11 protein-coding genes are annotated in these 17,562 nt (G+C 73.5%); 10 read left to right on the top strand and 1 reads right to left on the bottom strand.

The window, feature by feature from the left end; translation table 11 throughout:
* Positions 1-249 precede the first annotated feature (249 nt).
* Positions 250-3,252 carry a beta-N-acetylglucosaminidase domain-containing protein gene (locus OG627_RS23540; protein WP_329068189.1) on the top strand — a complete coding sequence of 1,001 codons (3,003 nt, stop codon included), beginning with the start codon at positions 250-252 and terminating at the stop codon, positions 3,250-3,252.
* 45 nt (positions 3,253-3,297) lie between these two features.
* On the opposite strand, the gene OG627_RS23535 is transcribed toward OG627_RS23540, so the two are convergent.
* Positions 3,298-3,834 carry an HNH endonuclease gene (locus OG627_RS23535; RefSeq protein WP_114626374.1) on the bottom strand — a complete coding sequence of 179 codons (537 nt, stop codon included), beginning with the start codon at positions 3,832-3,834 and terminating at the stop codon, positions 3,298-3,300.
* Between the two features lie 272 nt (positions 3,835-4,106).
* Here OG627_RS23535 and OG627_RS23530 point away from each other — a divergent pair, with 272 nt between their 5' ends.
* The 9 genes from OG627_RS23530 to OG627_RS23490 all read left to right on the top strand — a co-directional run bounded on the left by OG627_RS23530 (position 4,107) and on the right by OG627_RS23490 (position 17,522).
* On the top strand, positions 4,107-5,174 hold the full coding sequence (locus OG627_RS23530; RefSeq protein WP_329068186.1) for a mechanosensitive ion channel family protein: 1,068 nt from the start codon (positions 4,107-4,109) through the stop codon (positions 5,172-5,174).
* Positions 5,175-5,460: 286 nt separating this feature from the next.
* On the top strand, positions 5,461-6,717 hold the full coding sequence (locus tag OG627_RS23525; protein WP_329072909.1) for an ROK family transcriptional regulator: 1,257 nt from the start codon (positions 5,461-5,463) through the stop codon (positions 6,715-6,717).
* 104 nt (positions 6,718-6,821) lie between these two features.
* Positions 6,822-8,087 carry a 6-phospho-beta-glucosidase gene (locus OG627_RS23520; RefSeq protein ID WP_329068184.1) on the top strand — a complete coding sequence of 422 codons (1,266 nt, stop codon included), beginning with the start codon at positions 6,822-6,824 and terminating at the stop codon, positions 8,085-8,087.
* A 38-nt stretch (positions 8,088-8,125) separates the two neighbouring features.
* Entirely contained in the window at positions 8,126-9,127 is a 1,002-nt protein-coding gene (locus tag OG627_RS23515; protein WP_329072907.1) for an N-acetylglucosamine kinase, read from the top strand.
* A 253-nt stretch (positions 9,128-9,380) separates the two neighbouring features.
* The gene (locus OG627_RS23510; RefSeq protein ID WP_329068181.1) at positions 9,381-10,805 is read left to right on the top strand and encodes a hypothetical protein; all 1,425 of its coding nucleotides are present in this window, start codon (positions 9,381-9,383) and stop codon (positions 10,803-10,805) included.
* A gap of 20 nt (positions 10,806-10,825) precedes the next feature.
* The gene (locus tag OG627_RS23505; RefSeq protein WP_329068179.1) at positions 10,826-11,836 is read left to right on the top strand and encodes a glutamate ABC transporter substrate-binding protein; all 1,011 of its coding nucleotides are present in this window, start codon (positions 10,826-10,828) and stop codon (positions 11,834-11,836) included.
* A gap of 87 nt (positions 11,837-11,923) precedes the next feature.
* Complete coding sequence (locus OG627_RS23500) at positions 11,924-13,249, top strand: hypothetical protein (protein WP_329068178.1); 1,326 nt, start codon at positions 11,924-11,926, stop codon at positions 13,247-13,249.
* Positions 13,250-13,325: 76 nt separating this feature from the next.
* Positions 13,326-16,130, top strand: coding sequence for a tetratricopeptide repeat protein (locus tag OG627_RS23495; protein ID WP_329068176.1), 2,805 nt, complete (start codon positions 13,326-13,328; stop codon positions 16,128-16,130).
* Positions 16,131-16,133: 3 nt separating this feature from the next.
* Positions 16,134-17,522: a PP2C family protein-serine/threonine phosphatase gene (locus tag OG627_RS23490; protein ID WP_329068174.1), complete on the top strand. Its 1,389-nt coding sequence runs from the start codon at positions 16,134-16,136 to the stop codon at positions 17,520-17,522.
* Positions 17,523-17,562 lie beyond the last annotated feature (40 nt).

Here is a 17,562-nt window from a genome sequence, read left to right as displayed (position 1 = left end):
CCTACCCAGCGGGCATGACCACAGACGTGTACAGCCGGTAAACGTGCGTCGAGTCACGATCTGTTCCCCGCACGACCCCGACAGGACCCTTGTTCGGGCCCGTAGGGGAGCGACAGCTCCTGAGTATCACAACGGGCAAATCCGACACAATGGCCACGCGCATTGACACCCTCACCACAGGGGTGGTGGGCTCGGGGCCGCTCGGCCGGATCGCCTGGCTCCAGCCAGGCAGCAGGAGGGGAGCCAGGCATGCAGTTCGGGCACGGGAAGCGGACGGCGACCGCGGTGGCCGCGGCCGTGATCGGTGGTCTGCTCGGCACGGCGCCCCACGCGCTGGCCGCCCCGCAGGAGCCGGTGTCCCCTTCGGCCACCACGCCCGACCGCGCCGACCGGTCGCCCCTGCCCCCGGTCTGGCCCCGGCCGCAGAGCATCAAGGCAGCGGGGCAGAGCGTGCGGCTCGGCGACGAGGTGACCGTCGTCGCGGGCGCGGGAGCCGACGCGTACGCCGTGCGGGAGCTGACGGACGTCCTGCGCGCGGCCGGTGTCCGTACCGTACGCACCACCTCGGCGCCCGGCGCTCCGGCCGGTTCCGCGCCGGTGATACTCGCCGGCGGCTCCGGCGCGCGCGACGCGCTGCGCGCCCTGCGCGCGCCCGACCGCAGCGACCTGCCCCCCGGCGGCTACCGGATCGCCGTGGGCGCCGTGGACGGCCGCGACACCATCGCCCTGGACGGCGTCGGCGACGACGGCCTCTTCCACGCCACGCAGACGCTGCGCCAGCTGATCGTCCGCGCGGGGTCGGCGGGCGCGGGGGCGGCGAGCGTTCCCGGTGTCACGGTGCGCGACTGGCCCGGCACGGCCTTACGCGGCACGACGGAGGGGTTCTACGGGCAGCCCTGGACCCAGGCGCAGCGGCTCGCGCAGCTCGACTTCATGGGCCGCACCAAGCAGAACCGCTTCCTGTACGCGCCCGGCGACGACCCGTACCGGCAGGCGCGCTGGCGCGATCCGTACCCCGCCGAGCAGCGCGCCGACTTCCGCGCGCTGGCCGACCGCGCCCGGCGCAACCATGTGACGCTCGCCTGGGCCGTCTCCCCCGCCCAGGCCATGTGCCTCAGCTCCGAAACGGACGTCAAGGCGCTCAACCGCAAGATCGACGCGATGTGGGCGCTGGGCGTGCGCGCCTTCCAGCTCCAGTTCCAGGATGTCAGCTACGAGGAGTGGCACTGCGGCCAGGACGCGAACATCTACGGCTCGGGACCCGCGGCCGCGGCCAAGGCGCAGGCCGCGGTGGCCAACGCGGTGGCGGCGCATCTGGCGGAGCGGCACACGGGCGCCGAGCCGCTGACCGTGATGCCGACCGAGTACTACCAGGACGGCGCGACGGAGTACCGTTCCGCGCTCGCCGGCTCGCTCGACGCGGGCGTGCAGGTGGCGTGGACCGGAGTGGGGGTCGTACCGCGCACGATCACGGGCCGGGAGCTGATGGGGGCGCGCGACGCCTTCAAGCGCCCCCTGGTGACCATGGACAACTATCCGGTCAACGACTACGAGCAGGGCCGCATCTTCCTCGGTCCGTACACCGGCCGCGAGCCGGCCGTCGCCTCCGGCTCCGTGGCGCTGCTCGCCAACGCCATGGGGCAGGCGTCCGTGTCCCGTATCCCGCTGTTCACAGCGGCGGACTTCGCCTGGAATCCGCGCGGCTACGAGCCCCGGGAGTCGTGGCAGGCCGCGATAGACGATCTGGCGGGACCGGACGGCAAGGCGCGCGAGGCGCTGCGGGCGCTCGCCGGGAACGACGCGTCGTCGATCCTCGACCCGTCGGAGTCCGCGTATCTGAAGCCGCTGCTCACGGAGTTCTGGCGGGCCCGCGCGACCACGGACACGAAGGCCAGGAGCGCGGCGGCGACCAGGCTCAGGGCCGCCTTCACCGTGATGCGCGAGGCTCCCGAGCGGCTCTCGGAGACGGCAGGGGGCGGGCTGGACGAGGAGATCGGGCCGTGGCTGGACCAGCTGGCGCGGTACGGCAGGGCGGGTGAGCTGGCCGTGGACATGCTGAGCGCCCAGGACAAGGGCGACGGAGCGGCCGCCTGGCGGGACTCGCTGAGGCTGGAGCCGCTGCGCGAGGCCGCCTCGGCGAGCCGGGTCACGGTCGGCAAGGGCGTGCTGGGGCCGTTCCTGGACCGGGCCGTCAAGGAGTCGGCGGAGTGGACGGGCACGGACCGGGTCAAGGAGCAGAGCGTCACCAAGGAGAGCGGCGCGAGCGGCCGGACGTTCACCGTCAGCCTGGGCAGGCCCCGGCCCGTGGAGGCGCTGAACACGATGACCGCGCCCGGTACGGGCACGGGTGCGACGGTCGAGGCGCATGTGCCGGGCCAGGGCTGGCGGGCGCTGGGGAAGGTCGCGGCGAGCGGCTGGACGGAGTCGGACGCGAAGGGGCTGCGGGTCGACGCGGTACGGCTCGTGTGGTCCGGGGCGCCGGGCCCGGGGACTGGCGCCGTGGCGGCCGCGCCCTCGCTGCTGCGGGTCGTTCCCTGGTTCGCCGACGACCCGAAGGCGCGGCTGGACCTGAACCGCAGCGAGACGGACGCCCAGATCGGCGGGAAGCCCGCGAAGGTCGAGGCGCGGCTCGCCGCCTCGCGCCCCACCGAGGTGAAGGGCGCGCTCACCGCGAAGGCGCCGTCCGGCATCCGGGTGAGGGTGCCCAAGGAGACGACCGTGCCGCGCGGCTCCCGTACGAAGGTTCCACTGGAGATCAGCGTCCCCAAGGGCACTCCGGCCGGCGTCTACGAGGTGCCGCTCGCCTTCGCCGGTGAGGAGCGCACACTGACCGTACGCGCCTCCCCCGCCACCAGTGGTCCCGATCTCGCCCGTACCGCCACCGCCTCGTCCTCGGGCGACGAGACCCCCGACTTCCCGGCCTCCGCCGTGCTGGACGGCGATCCGGAGACGCGCTGGTCCTCGCCGGCCGAGGACGGCGCCTGGGTGCAGCTGGAGCTGGCACGGCCGGAGCGGGTCGGCCGGGTGGTACTCCGCTGGCAGGACGCGTACGCGAGCCGCTACCGCGTCCAGGTCTCCTCCGACGGCCGCACCTGGCGTACGGCGGCGACCGTCAACGACGGCAGGGGCGGGCGGGAGACGGTCGGCATGGACGCGAAGGACACCCGGTTCGTACGCGTCCAGGGGGACGAGCGCGGGACCCGGTTCGGGTACTCACTGTTCTCGGTGGAGGCGTACGCGGTGGCGAAGTGACGGCGTACGCCGTCCGACGTCGTACGCCTCCCCGGAGAGCGCGGCCTACGCCGAGATGCCGTCGATCCGTGCCACCGCGTCCTCCGCTCCGTACGGTTGGAGATACGGCATCCAGCGCGGGTCGCGGTGGCCGGTGCCGATGATCCGCCAGGCCAGCCCGGACGGCGGGGCCGGCTGGTGGTTGAGCCGCCACCCCAGCTCCCGCAGATGCCGGTCGGCCTTGACGTGGTTGCAGCGGCGGCAGGCGGCCACCACGTTGTCCCACCGGTGCTGGCCGCCCCGGCTGCGCGGAATGACGTGGTCGACGCTGGTGGCGACACCACCGCAGTACATGCAGCGTCCGCCGTCGCGGGCGAAGAGGGCGCGGCGCGTCAGCGGAACGGGCCCCCGGTAGGGGACCCGTACGAAACGCTTCAGCCGTACGACGCTGGGTGCTGGGATGACACGGGTCTCGCTGTGCATGAAGGCGCCGGATTCCTCTAGACAGAGGGCCTTGTTCTCCAGAACGAGGACGAGCGCGCGGCGGAGCGGTACGACGCCGAGGGGCTCGTACGACGCGTTGAGGACCAGGACATGCGGCACGGATGCCTCCTTGTACGCCGGCGGCACGTGGCTTCGTGCCGTGACGATCTGCTCCAGTCTCTCCTTACGCCAGGTCGAAACGCCACCACGTCCAGGTAACGGGCTCGGAGTGTTTTCGACCACACGGCGTCGGCGGGGGCGGCACAGGACCCGTACAGCTCTTGCACGAGGCGCACGTGAGGAGTGTCTCTCCGGAGCCGCACAGCACCGGTGGGCCCGCGCTGCCCCGTTAGTGTGGTTGACCCGCCCGGCGATATCTGGAGGTTTCCGTCGTGTCCTGGTCAGCCCTGCCGGCCGCCGCAGACCCGCCGTCCGACACCGTCACGCTGGACGAGGCCGCAGGCCGGGCGACGGAGGCGGCGAGCTGGGTGGAGCAGAACTGGGCCACCTGGCTGAGCGTCGGCCTGCGCATGGTGCTGATCCTGGTGATCGCGCTCGTGCTGCGCCATGTGATCCGGCGCGCGCTGACCAAGCTCATAGAGCGGATGAACCGCAGCGTCCAGACGGTCGAGGGCTCCGCGCTCGGCGGGCTGCTGGTCAACGCGGAACGGCGCCGTCAGCGCTCCGAGGCGATCGGCTCGGTGCTCCGCTCGGTCACGTCGTTCCTGATCCTGGGCACGGCGGCGCTGATGATGCTCGGCGCTCTCAACATCAATCTGGCCCCGCTGCTGGCCTCCGCCGGGGTCGCCGGGGTGGCGCTGGGCTTCGGCGCGCGCAATCTCGTCACGGACTTCCTCTCCGGCGTGTTCATGATCCTGGAGGACCAGTACGGGGTCGGGGACACCATCGACGCGGGCGTCGCCTCGGGCGAGGTGATCGAGGTGGGACTGCGGGTCACGAAGCTGCGCGGCGAGCACGGTGAGATCTGGTACGTGCGCAACGGCGAGGTCAAGCGGATCGGCAACCTCAGCCAGGGCTGGGCCACGGCCGGCGTCGACGTGGTGGTCAACCCGTCGGAGGACCTGGAGCGGGTCCGTGCGGTCCTCGACGAGGTCGCCGGGAGGATCGCGAAGGACGACCCGTGGAACGAGCGGCTGTGGGGCCCGGTCGAGGTGCTCGGCCTGGACTCCGTACTTCTGGACTCGGTGACGGTGCGGCTGTCGGCGAAGACGATGCCGGGCCAGTCGACGGCGGTGGAGCGCGAGCTGCGCTGGCGCGTCAAGCGCGCCTTCGACGAGGCGGGCATCCGCATCATCGGGGCCGCCCCCGCCGGGCCGGGCGACGCGCCCGCGACGGACCCCTCGGCCGGAGTCTCAGCGCCCTCGGCGCTGGCCAGCCCGACGTCCCCGCAGTCGCTGGCGGCGGCGCCGATACCGCCGGGCCCGAACCTCGCGAAGTAGCGTCACCGGCGGCTTTGGCTCTCACTCCCTTCTGTGCCCCGGCCGGGGTCTTGACGCCGTCCGGGGCACGGGCCTACGTTGCGCGGTGACTGACAGGAAACCTTCCTGACAGTCCCGCCGAGCGAGTGGCCGAAAGGCAGGTGGCACCACCGCCGTGACCGCCGAATCCGGCTCTCCCGCCCCGTCCGCCACTCCGCCGACCGCTCCGTCCGCCGCTCCGCCGACCGCTCCGTCCGCCGCTCCGTCCGCCGCTCCGTCGCCGGGGACCCCGCGCGTCCTGCGGGCGATGAACGACCGCGCCGTGCTGGATCTGCTGCTGGCCCACGGGCCGCTCTCCCGGACGCGTACGGGTCAGCTGACCGGCCTGTCGAAGCCCACCGTCTCGCAGTTGCTCTCCCGGCTGGAAGCCGCCGGACTCGTCGTCGCCACCGGCACCACCGAGGGCGGGCCGGGCCCGGGCGCGCGCCTGTACGCGGTCAACGCGCGCGCCGCGTACGCCGCCGGGCTGGATGTGACCCCGCGGCGGATCCTCGCCGCCGTCGCCGACCTCACCGGCACCGTCGTCGGGGAGTACGAACTGCTCACGCCGGAGCGCCGCGCCGACAGCGCCGTACGGCAGGTGACGCGGGCGCTGGACGGCGCAGTGCGGGCCGCCGGGCTGGCCCACGCCGACCTGCGCCGGGTGGTGATCGGCACGCCGGGCGCGTTCGACCCGGCCACCGGGCAGCTGCGGTACGCGGCCCATCTGCCCGGCTGGCACTCCGCCGCGCTGCTGGACGAGCTGACGGCGGCGCTGCCGGTGCCCGTCGAGTACGAGAACGACGTCAACCTCGCTGCCGTCGCCGAGCGACGGCTCGGGGCGGCGCGCGGGAAACAGGACTTCGTCCTGCTGTGGAACGAACAGGGCCTCGGCGCCGCCCTGTTCATCGGCGGGCAGCTGCACCGGGGCTTCACCGGCGGCGCGGGTGAGGTCGGCTTCCTGCCGGTTCCCGGCACGGCGCTGGTACGCAAGGCGGCCAGGGCGAACAGCGGCGGCTTCCAGGAGCTGGCGGGCGCCCCGTCCGTACCGAGGCTCGCCCGGGCCCTGGGCATCGACGTCCCGGAACAGCATCCGGAACGGCCGCACGCCGAGGCCGCGGCCCGGCTGCTGGCGCGCGCCGCCGCGGGACACACGGGCGCCGGACACTCCGGACGTACGGACGACGAACGCGCCGGGCGTACGGACGCCGGGCGCGCGGACGACGAGCACGCCCAGGACGGCCGGTTCGCCGAGCTGCTGCGGCTGTACGCGCAGCGCCTCGCCACCGGTCTCGCCTCGGTGACCGCCGTCCTCGACCCCGAACTGATCGTCCTCACGGGCGGGGTGACCGCCGCGGGCGGCGAGCCGCTGCGCGCACTCGTCGAACGGGAACTGGCCGAACTGGCCGCTTCCCGGCCCCGGCTCGTCCTCGGCGAGGTCCAGCGCCGGCCCGTCCTGCGGGGCGCGCTGGAAAGCGCCCTGGCGACCACACGCGACGAGGTGTTCGACACCTCCTCCCGCTGACCGGGCACCGCACGGCGGAGGCCCCCCACACGCTCACCGCACGACAGACGCGTCGCACGACAGGCGCACCGCACGACACCGACCAGAGTGAAGGGCCAAGAACCATGAAGCTCGCCGTGGTGGGCGGAGGATCCACCTACACACCCGAACTCATCGACGGATTCGCCCGGTTGCGCGACACCCTGCCGATCGGTGAACTCGTCCTGGTCGACCCGGCGGCCGACCGGCTCGACCTGGTCGGGGGGCTGGCGCGGCGGATCTTCGCCAAACAGGGCCACCCCGGCCGTATCACCACCACCTCCGACCTGGACGCGGGTGTCGCCGACGCGGACGCGGTGCTGCTCCAGCTGCGCGTCGGCGGGCAGGCGGCCCGGCTCCAGGACGAGACCTGGCCGCTGGAGTGCGGCTGCGTCGGCCAGGAGACGACCGGCGCGGGCGGGCTCGCCAAGGCCCTGCGCACGGTGCCGGTGGTGCTGGACATCGCGGAGCGGATCCGGCGCGCCAGCCCGAACGCCTGGATCATCGACTTCACCAACCCGGTGGGGATCGTGACCCGGGCGCTGCTCGGGGCCGGGCACCGGGCCGTCGGGCTGTGCAATGTCGCGATCGGCTTCCAGCGCAAGTTCGCGCGGCTGCTGGACGTCGCGCCCGCCGACGTGCACCTGGAGCATGTGGGGCTGAACCATCTGACCTGGGAGCGGGGCGTACGGCTGGGCGGCCCCGAGGGCCCCGACCTGCTGCCCGGACTGCTGGCCGGGCACGCCGACGCGATCGCGGCGGATCTGCGGCTGCCGCGCGCGCTGCTCGACCGGCTCGGGGTGGTGCCCTCGTACTATCTGCGCTACTTCTACACGCACGACGAGGTCGTGCGGGAGCTGGCGACCAAGCCGTCCCGGGCCTCCGAGGTGGCCGAGATGGAGAAGCGGCTGCTGGAGATGTACGGCGATCCCGCGCTGGACGAGAAGCCCGAGCTGCTGGCGCGGCGCGGCGGCGCGTTCTACTCGGAGGCCGCGGTCGATCTGGCGGCGGCGCTGCTGCGCGGCGGGGGCAGTCCCTTCCAGGTGGTGAACACGTACAACAACGGCACGCTGCCGTTCCTCGCGGACGACGCGGTGATCGAGGTGCAGGCCCGGGTGGGCACCTCGGGTGCGGTGCCGCTGGCGGTGCCCCGGCTGGAGCCGCTGTACGCGGGGCTGGTCGCCCAGGTCACGGCGTACGAGGATCTCGCGCTGGAGGCAGCGCTGCACGGCGGCAGGGACCGGGTCTTCGCGGCCCTGCTGGCCCACCCCCTGATCGGCCAGTTCGAGAGCGCCGAGGCGCTCACCGACAAGCTGATCGCGCACAACAGGGAGCACTTGGCGTGGGCGTGAGCGCGCGGGCGTACGGAGGCGGCGGGGACGGCGGCGCCGTGGGCGGGGAGCCGGCGGCGGGGCGCGGGAGCGTGCTGGCCGTCGACGCGGGGAACAGCAAGACCGATGTGGCCGTGATCGGCCCCGACGGTTCGGTGCTCGGCACGGCTCGCGGGGGCGGCTTCCAGCCGCCGGCCGTGGGGATCGAGGCGGCGCTCGACACGCTGGAGAGCGCGGTCGCGGAAGCGGCCTCGGCGGCCGGGCTGCCCGCGCGGGACCTGGCCGATCAGGTGTCCGCGTGTCTGGCCAACGCCGATCTTCCCTCCGAGGAGCGGGAGTTGGCGCAGGCGGTACGGGCGCGGGGATGGGGCCGTACCGCGGAGGTGCGCAACGACACCTTCGCGGTGCTGCGGGCCGGGCTGCCGAGCGGCGCTCCGCCCCGGGGCGTGGCGGTGGTGTGCGGCGCGGGTATCAACTGCGCGGGGCTGCTGCCGGACGGCCGTACCGCGCGGTTTCCCGCGGTGGGGCGTATCTCCGGTGACTGGGGCGGCGGTTCGGGGCTCTCGGAGGAGGCGCTGTGGCTGGCGGCGCGGGCGGAGGACGGACGGGGCGAGCCGACGGAGCTGACGCGGACGCTGCCGGGGCACTTCGGTCTGGGCTCGATGTACGAGCTGATCGAGGCGCTGCACCTCGGCCGTATCCCGTTCGCCAGCCGGTACGAGCTGACGCCGGTGCTGTTCGAGACCTGCGCGGCGGGCGACGCGGTGGCCGCCTCGGTGGTCGACCGGCTGGCCGAGGAGGTCGCCCTGCTGGCGACGGTCGCGCTCGGCAGGCTGGGACTGCTCGACGAGGTGACGCCGGTGGTGCTGGGCGGCAGTGTGCTGGCGGCCCGCCACCCCCGGCTGGACGGACGGATCCTCGAACTGATGGCGGCCGGGGCGCCGAAGGCGGTGGTCGAGGTGGTGACGGCGCCGCCGGTGCTGGGCGCGGCCCTGCTCGGTCTGGACCGGGTGGGGGCGAACGCGCGGGCCCATACCCGGCTGGCCGCGCATTACGCGTGATTCAGGGGGTAATCAGGGCTGAGGAAGGGGAGGTTCATCCATGCGCGTAAGAACTCCCCGGCGGGGGAACCGATCATGGTGCCCCGGCGTATTCATGGTAGGGGAGAGCGGGGCGGGCATGGCGGATGTGATAGGTACAAGATCCCGTCAAGCCTGATGTGGTTGGCGGTCATTGCGGTCATACTGCTGCCCGGGAGTTTTCCCCCGACCCGCAGAAGGCGGGCCGTCGTCAGATGACCGAGGGGGAGGCCACGTGACATACCCGTCGAATGTGCGCACCGCGCCGCCGTCGGCGCCGGGCCGCACGCCCACGCGGTCGTCGCCGGCCGCCGGACCCTCCCCGGAGGAGCCGCCGGCGCGCGCAGCGGCGTGGACGGAGACCACCGAGCGGCTGCGCGCGGCGGCGGGGACGGAGCCGGGCCGGCTGCGGATCATCGGCGCGGCCCTGGCCCTGCTGGTCGTGGCGTTCGGCGCGGTGACGGCGTGGGAGGTCTCCGACCGGTACGCCGCCGCCCATGACGTGGTCAACAGCAGTCAGCAGCTGAGCGCGGACGCCGCCGGCATCTACAGCTCGCTGGCCGACGCCGACACGGCAGCGGCGAGCGCCTTCCTGTCGGGCGCGCCGGAGCCGGTGAAGCTCCGCGAGGACTACGCCGAATACATCCGGACGGCGTCGGAGCTGCTGATCAAGGCGGCCACCCACACGGACAGTTCCGGCGCGTCGGGCACGGCCATCAAGAGCCTCAACGAGGGGCTTCCGGTCTACACCGGTCTGATCGAGCAGGCCCGCGCCTACAACCGGCAGGGCCTGCCGCTGGGCGCGGCCTATCTGCGGTACGCGAACGAGCGGATGACCGAGGATCTGCTGCCCCAGGCCAAGAAGCTGTACGACGCGGAGACGGGCCGGCTCGCCGCGGACAACGACAGGGCGCGGCAGTGGCCGTACGCGTCGACCGTGCTCGCCGTGGCGGTGCTCGGCTTCCTCTTCTGGACCCAGCGGCGCAACTACCGGCGGACGAACCGGGTCTTCAACCTGGGGCTGGTCTGCGCCACGGCCGCCTCGCTGGTCCTGCTGGTCTGGCTGGGGGTCGGGCAGTCCCTCGCCCGGGGCGATCTCAACAGCGCGCAGACCCAGGGCCAGGCGTCGCTGAAGGAGCTGAACGACGCGCGGATCGAGTCGCTCAAGGCGCGGGCCAATGAGAACCTCACGATGGTCTCGCTGGGCGCGGTCATCGAGAAGGACGACAGGACCGGCGAGGACGAGGACAAGTACGAGAAGGACTACCAGACGGCCATGGGCGAGCTGGGCCGCGCGCTCGCCCGGGCGGACAAGCTCGCCGACGGCGGCTCCGTCGGCAGGCAGGTGGACGCGGCGCGTGCCGCGTACGGGCAGTGGCAGGGTCGCCACCAGGAGGCCCGCGCGTCCGACGCGGCCGGGGACTACCGGGCGGCGGTGGCGAAGGTCATCGGCGACGAGGGGTCGACGGGCCAGTCCTTCAACCGGGTGAAGCAGGCGCTGGACGACTCGCTCGGCGACAAGCAGGAGGACTTCGAGCGATTCGCCGAGGACGGGAAGAGCTGGCTGGACGGTCTGGCGATCGGGGCCGGCGTGCTCGCGCTGGTGGCGGCGGCCGGGGCGGTTCTGGGTATCGGCCGCAGGCTTTCGGAATACCGGTGAGAGGGGGAGTGATGACATCCATGGACAGGCTCCGCCGTTTCCGCGGGCTCCACCCGTCCGGCAGGTTCCGCGGCTGGGGCGGGGTCATGGCGATGGTGGCCGCCTGTGTGCTGACGGGTTCGCTGACGCTGCTCCCGCTGTCCCATTCCGTGGGGGAGGATCCCGCGGACTCCGCTCAGCAGCGGATCTCCACCGCCGTGCCCGTGGTGGCCGAGGACTGCGATCTGCTGGAGAGCTCGGTCCAGCCGTCGGGCGTGGACGGCGAGGCCATCAAGAGGATCAAAGCGCGGAAGGTGCCCAAGCTGGTGGTCGGCATCGACCAGAACAGCTACGGGTGGGGCTACCGCAATCCGCTCACGAAGGAGCTGGAAGGCTTCGACATCGACCTCGTCCACGCCATCGCCGAGGAGATATTCGGCGACCCGGACGCCGTCACCTACCGTGCGGTCACCACCAGTCAGCGGATCCCCGCGCTCAAGAAGGAGGAGGGGAAGGACGGGGCCGTCGATCTGGTCGTCAGGACGATGTCGATCGACTGCCAGCGCAAGAAGGAAGTCCTCTTCTCCACGGCCTACTTCGAGACGGGCCTGCAACTGCTCGCCCCCAAGGGTTCGGCCATCAAGGGGTACGACGAGTCCCTCCGGGGCAAGCGTGTCTGCTCGGCGAGCGGGTCGAGCGCGGACAGCAAGCTGCGGGCGGAGAGTTTCGGCGCCAAGAGGGTGTCGGTCCCCAACCAGCTGGACTGCCTGGTCAGGCTCCAGTTGGACGAGGCCGACGCGATAATGACGGACAATTCGCTCGCGGCCGGGCTGATGGCGCAGGACCCGGCGATCGAGCGGGTCGGGGCCCAGCTCCCGAAGGAGTACTACGGCATCGCCGCCAAGAACGGCAACACGGATCTGATCGCCCGGGTGAACAAGGTACTGAAGGACTACAGCGCGGGCGGCGACGACAGCCGCTGGACGCGCTCGTACAAGAAGTGGCTGGCGAAGGGGCTGCCCGGCCTCACAGGACCGCCGACGGCCCGGTAGGCGGCACCGGGGCCGGGCGGCACCGGTGACCGGCGGGCCCCGGCGACCCGCGGGACCGGGTGGACACGAGAAGCGGAGAGGTGATCGATGGGCGGCACGGGCTCCTTCCCCGACTCGACGGGGAGGCCACCGGGACCGGCGATGGACCGGGACGAGGTGGACCGGGCTCTGGCGCGCCTGGAAGCGGAGTACGAGGCGATCGAGACCTCGCTGCTCGCCCTTCAGGACCACGCGGGCCGCAGACTCCTCGAAGGCGCCGAGCTGACCGGGGTCACCAAGGACCGCTGGGCCACCGCCGAGCGCTCGATCGCCCTGCTGTGGACGTACTTCGACGCCTATACGGCGGCGCTGACCGGCGCCAGGGAGAGCCGGGCCAGGCGGCGCTGGCCGAGCCGGGACGATCTCGCGGAGCTGACGGAGACCCTGCGCGGGCGCGGAGTCACCGTGGCCGGGGGCGCGGCGCCGGCCGCCCTCGGCGGTCCCGCGCGGCTCTCCGAGCACCTCACCCTCGCCGAACTCGTCTCCAGGATGAACGAGCTGTACGCGTCCTCGCTGGACATGGTGGTGGCCGCGGACTCCGTGTGGTCCGCGCTGCCCGCCAGGATCGACCTGCTCGCGGCGGAGCTGCGGCGCACGCTCTCGCTGGCGCACTCGGTGGGCGTGCGGCCCGGGGAGCATCCGGCGGGTGACGACCTGGAGTCGATCACGCACGAGCTGACCACGCTGCGCGCGCAGGTGGTCTCCGATCCACTGGCGTTCTGGCGCCCCGCGCCGGGGAGTTCGGCCCCGGGCGGCGGCCGGCCCGACACCGAGCGCTACGACCGGGCGGCGCGCGCCCTGGAGGACGTGCGGCGGGAGATCGAGGCGGTGCTGCGGGTGCGCCAGGACTCGGAGGAGCGGCTGATGCGGCTGCGCGACGTCCTGTCGCGCGCCGACCGCACGCTCACCGAGGCCAGGTCGGCGCGCGGCGAGGTGCTGGCGAAGATCGCGGCCTCCGAGGTGCCGGCCGTCAGCGGTCCGCCGACCGTGCTCCAGGAGCGGCTCTCGACCGCCGCCGAGTACCGCAGGCACGCCCAGTGGAACCGGCTCTCGCCGCTCCTGGAGTCGCTGGAGCGCGACGCCGAGGACGAACTGCTGCGGGCCCGCGAGTCCTTGACCGCCGTGACGGCGCCGCTCGCGGTCCGCGCCGAGCTGCGCGGCCGGCTCGACGCGTACAAGGCGAAGGTCGCCCGGCACGGGATGGCGGAGGACCCGGTGCTGATCGAGCGGTACGACGCGGCGCGCCGGATGCTGTGGAGCGCGCCCTGCGATCTGCGCGTGGCCGAGCAGGCGGTGCTGCGCTACCAGCGGGCGGCGGCGGAGATCCTGGTCCCGCGCGGGCCGGAAGCGACCGGCCGCGGGGGTGAGCGGTGAGCGCCCCGGCGGACAGCGAGGCGGCGGCGGGCCGCGCGGGCACGGCACGAAGAACAGAGAGTGAACGGGGGGACAGATGAGCAACGGGACGGGTACATGCCAGCGCCCCGGCTGTGAGGGCTCGTACGAGGACATGGGCGGCGGTGAGCTGTACTGCGACACCTGCGGTCTGGCCCCCGTCGTCGCGCCCGACGGGACGCTGACCTCGCCGGCCACCGGGATGACCGCCGGCGGGGCCGGCCGGGGCAGCGGCTCGGGCCGGTCACCCGGCTCCGGTCGTGGCTCCGGCGGCGTCCCGGACGGCCGTTCGGGCAGCGGTGACTCCTCGCGCTCCTCGTCCCGCGCGTCCTCCCGGGCCTCCTCGCGCTCCTCCACCTCCCGGCGCTCGGTCTCGGGACGGCTCTCGCGGGCGCTGTCCGGGGAGCTGTCGTCCCGCTCGGTGTCGGTGCGCAGCTCCGGTGCCTCGACGAGTTCGTCGGGGCGCAACCGGCTGGGCGCGGGGCTGGTGACCGTACCGGACGTGCCACGGCCGGATCCGGGTGCGGCCGTGATGGCGAACGCGGAGGTGCCGGAGCGCAAGCGGTACTGCTCGCGCTCCGACTGCGGGGCGCCGGTGGGCCGGGCGCGCGGCGAGCGGCCCGGCCGCACGGAGGGGTTCTGCACGAAGTGCGGCCACCCGTACTCGTTCGTGCCGAAGCTGCACGAGGGCGACATCGTGCACGGGCAGTACGAGGTGATGGGGTGTCTGGCCCACGGCGGGCTCGGCTGGATCTATCTCGCCGTGGACCGTGCCGTCTCGGACCGCTGGGTGGTCCTCAAGGGCCTGCTGGACACCGGTGACCAGGACGCCATGGAGGCGGCCATCTCCGAGCGGCGCTTCCTCGCGGAGATCGAGCACTCCAACATCGTCCGTATCTACAACTTCGTGGAACACCTCGACCAGCGGACCGGCTCCATGGACGGCTACATCGTCATGGAGTACGTGGGCGGCAAGTCGCTCAAGGAGATCGCCAACGAGCGGCGCACCCCGTCCGGCCGACGCGACCCGCTGCCGGTCGAGCAGGCGTGCGCGTACGGGATCGAGGCGCTGGAGGCGCTCGGCCATCTGCACAGCAGGAACCTGGTGTACTGCGACTTCAAGGTCGACAACGCGATCCAGACGGAGAATCAGCTCAAGCTCATAGACATGGGCGCGGTCTGCCGGATGGACGACGACGAGGCGGCGATCTACGGGACCGTCGGCTATCAGGCGCCGGAAGTCGCCGAGGTGGGCCCATCGGTGGCCTCGGACCTGTATACGGTCGCGCGCACGCTGGCGGTGCTGACCTTCGACTTCCAGGGCTACACGAACGTGTACGTGGACTCGCTGCCCGACCCGGCCAACATCGAGGTCTTCCACCGGTACGAGTCGTTCTACCGGCTGCTGGTGCGGGCGACGGACCCCGATCCGGCCCGGCGGTTCTCCTCGGCGGCGGAGATGGCCGAGCAGCTGATGGGCGTGTTGCGGGAGGTCGTGGCGCTCCAGTCGGGCCGTCCGCGTCCCGCGCTGTCGACGCTGTTCGGTCCCGAGCTGCGGGTCACCGACACCGAACTGTTCGCGGAGCTGACGGAGGACGTCTCGCGGCTGGGCGCGCGGGCGAAGCCGGCCGGCGGCAGACCGGGGTGGCGGACGAGACCGGCCGTCGCGGGGTCCGCGCCGGCCGCGCTCACCGGGGCGGGCGCGGTGGCGCTTCCGGCGCCGGGGGCGCGGCCCGGGGTTCCGGGCGCCGGCGGCCTCGATCCGGCGGCCGTGCCCTACCCGCCGGGGCAGGCGCCCGCGCCGGGCGGCGTGCCGGCGCCGCGCACCGGGGGCCTGCCGGCCGCCCCGGTCCCCGACAGCGGTGTGCCGGTGGGCGGGGCGGGCGGGCCGCGGCTCGCGGCGCTCGACGCGCGGGCGACCGCGCTGGCCCTGCCCGTACCGAGAGTGGATCCGAACGATCCGAACGCCGGTTTCCTCGCGGGGCTGATGGCCTCCGCGCCCGCCGAGCTGATCGTCGCGCTGGCGTCCGCCCCCGCCGATTCGGTGGAGCGGGGGCTGCGCGAGCTGCGCGCCCGGCTGGAGATGGGCGAACCGGCCGTCGCGGCCGAGGTGCTGCACTCCCTGGAGGAGCGGAGCGCCGACGACTGGCGGGTGGTCTGGTACCGGGGTGTCGCCTCGCTGGCGACGGGCGACCACGACATCGCGGCGGTCTCCTTCGACGCCGTGTACGACGCGTTCCCCGGCGAGCCGGCTCCCAAGCTGGCGCTGGGCGTCTGCGCCGAGGTGCTCGGTCAGCTGGACAACGCCGCCGAGTACTACCGCCTGGTCTGGGCGACGGATCCGAGCTATGTCAGCGCCGCGTTCGGGCTGGCCCGGGTGCGGCTCGCCGCGGGTGACCGGGTCGGCGCCGTACGCACCCTGGAGTCCGTGCCCGAGGCGTCGATCCACTACACGGCGGCCCGGGTGGCGGCCGTACGGGCGCGGCTGCGGCAGCGCGGCGTTCCGTCGTCCGCAGCCCCCGCCTCCTTCTCCCCTGGTACGCCGCCGGAACCGACGCTGATAGACGATCTGACGGCGGCGGCCCACCAGGTCGCCGCGCTCCGGCAGTTCGATCTGGACGCGGTGCGGCGCGAGCGGCTGTCGACGGAGGTACTGGGCACGGCGCTGGACTGGGTACTCTCCGGTAGTCCCGGGGTGCGGCCCGCGCAGGCCGCACTGCTCGGCAGTGAACTGGACGAACGCGGACTGCGCTTCGGACTGGAACGCTCGTACCGGGTGCTTGCCCGGCTCGCTCAGCGCGGCGAGGAGAGGATCGAACTGGTGGAGCGGGCCAACCGTTTCCGCCCCCGGACGTGGGTGTGATTGATGTCCCAGAACCACGGGTCGGCCGCGGTGCCGACCTGCCCCGGCTGCACGGAGCCGCTGGAGTCCGGCGATCTGTTCTGCGGAGTGTGCGGATATGACCTGTCGGCCGTCCCGCCGCGTCCCGATGACCATCCCACCCTGGTCATGAACAGCCCGGCACAGCCGGTACGGCAGGGGCGGCCGGAGCAGCCTGCCGCGCCGCCCGCCGGAGCGCACTGGCCGGCGGCCACCGGGAAGGACGGCTCGGGCACGCCCGTGTCCGCCCATCTGCCGGACGAGGTACCGGGACTGGACTCGGACGGGACCCGGATCGGGGCCCACGCCGGTGACTTCGAGCTGCCCGCGCCGGCGGCGCCACGGCCCGCCGTGTCCCCGGACCGGGCTCCGGATCGCGGGACGGCCCCCGCGTCGGCCGATCCGCGTACCGCCGCCCCCGGGACGGCGTCCCCGGCCGGCTCCAAGCTCTGTGTCGCCTGCCGCGCCGGGCATGTCGACCCGGACGGTTACTGCGAGAACTGCGGGCACGCCCAGCCGCGCGAACGCGACCACGTCGAGCGGGAGCTCGGCGCGGTGGCCGCCGTGAGCGACCGGGGGCTTCGCCACCACCGCAACGAGGACGCGTTCGCCGTGTCGACCGCCGCGCTGCCGGACGGCTCGCCCGCCGTGGTCGCCGTGGTCTGCGACGGCGTCTCGTCGGCGACGCGCCCGGACGAGGCGTCCGCCGCCGCCGCCGCGGCGGCCAACGAGTATCTGCTCGCCGCCCTGGAGCGGGGTACGCATCCGCAGCAGGCGATGCACGAGTCGATCCTCGCCGCCGCCGAGTCGGTCAACTCCCTGGCCACGGTCCGCCCCGGCACCCCCGAGCACGACCCGCACCGCCACCAGAACGCCCCGGCCTGCACGATCGTCAGCGCCGTGGTGGCGAACGGGCTGCTGGTGGTCGGCTGGATCGGGGACAGCAGGGTGTACTGGGTGCCGGACGACCGCGAGGGCCCGCCCGCCCGGCTCACCGAGGACGACTCGTGGGCCGCGCAGATGGTGGCCGCGGGGCTGATGAACGAGGCGGAGGCGTACGCGGACGAGCGGGCGCACGCCATCACGGGCTGGCTCGGCGCCGACGCGTACGAACTGGAGCCGCACACCGCGTCGTTCAAGCCGGACCGCCCCGGTGTCGTGCTGGTCTGCACGGACGGTCTGTGGAATTACGCGGAAGGGGTGGACGAGATGGCGCGCGCCCTGCCCGCCGACGCGGCGCGCCGCCCGCTGCACGCGGCCCAGGTCCTGGTCGGGCACGCGCTCGACGGCGGGGGCCACGACAACGTAACAGTGGCGGTGCTGCCGTTCGCCGTCGAGCCGCGAGGGGCAGGATCCGACCGCCGCACGCCGTGAGCGGCGCCCGGGGCCCGTTCCACCGAAATTCCGTCACGTG

The organism is Streptomyces sp. NBC_01429 (assembly GCF_036231945.1).
Lineage (GTDB): Bacteria > Actinomycetota > Actinomycetes > Streptomycetales > Streptomycetaceae > Streptomyces.
Note: the sequence above shows the minus strand (reverse complement) of the source record. Positions and strands in the feature narration are given on the sequence as shown.

Coding starts and splice junctions, on each gene's coding strand:
- OG627_RS23540 (WP_329068189.1), top strand. CDS start 250: ATGCAGTTCGGGCACGGGAAGCGGACGGCGACCGCGGTGGCCGCGGCC.
- OG627_RS23520 (WP_329068184.1), top strand. CDS start 6,822: ATGAAGCTCGCCGTGGTGGGCGGAGGATCCACCTACACACCCGAACTC.
- OG627_RS23500 (WP_329068178.1), top strand. CDS start 11,924: ATGGGCGGCACGGGCTCCTTCCCCGACTCGACGGGGAGGCCACCGGGA.
- OG627_RS23525 (WP_329072909.1), top strand. CDS start 5,461: ATGAACGACCGCGCCGTGCTGGATCTGCTGCTGGCCCACGGGCCGCTC.
- OG627_RS23490 (WP_329068174.1), top strand. CDS start 16,134: ATGTCCCAGAACCACGGGTCGGCCGCGGTGCCGACCTGCCCCGGCTGC.
- OG627_RS23505 (WP_329068179.1), top strand. CDS start 10,826: ATGGACAGGCTCCGCCGTTTCCGCGGGCTCCACCCGTCCGGCAGGTTC.
- OG627_RS23495 (WP_329068176.1), top strand. CDS start 13,326: ATGAGCAACGGGACGGGTACATGCCAGCGCCCCGGCTGTGAGGGCTCG.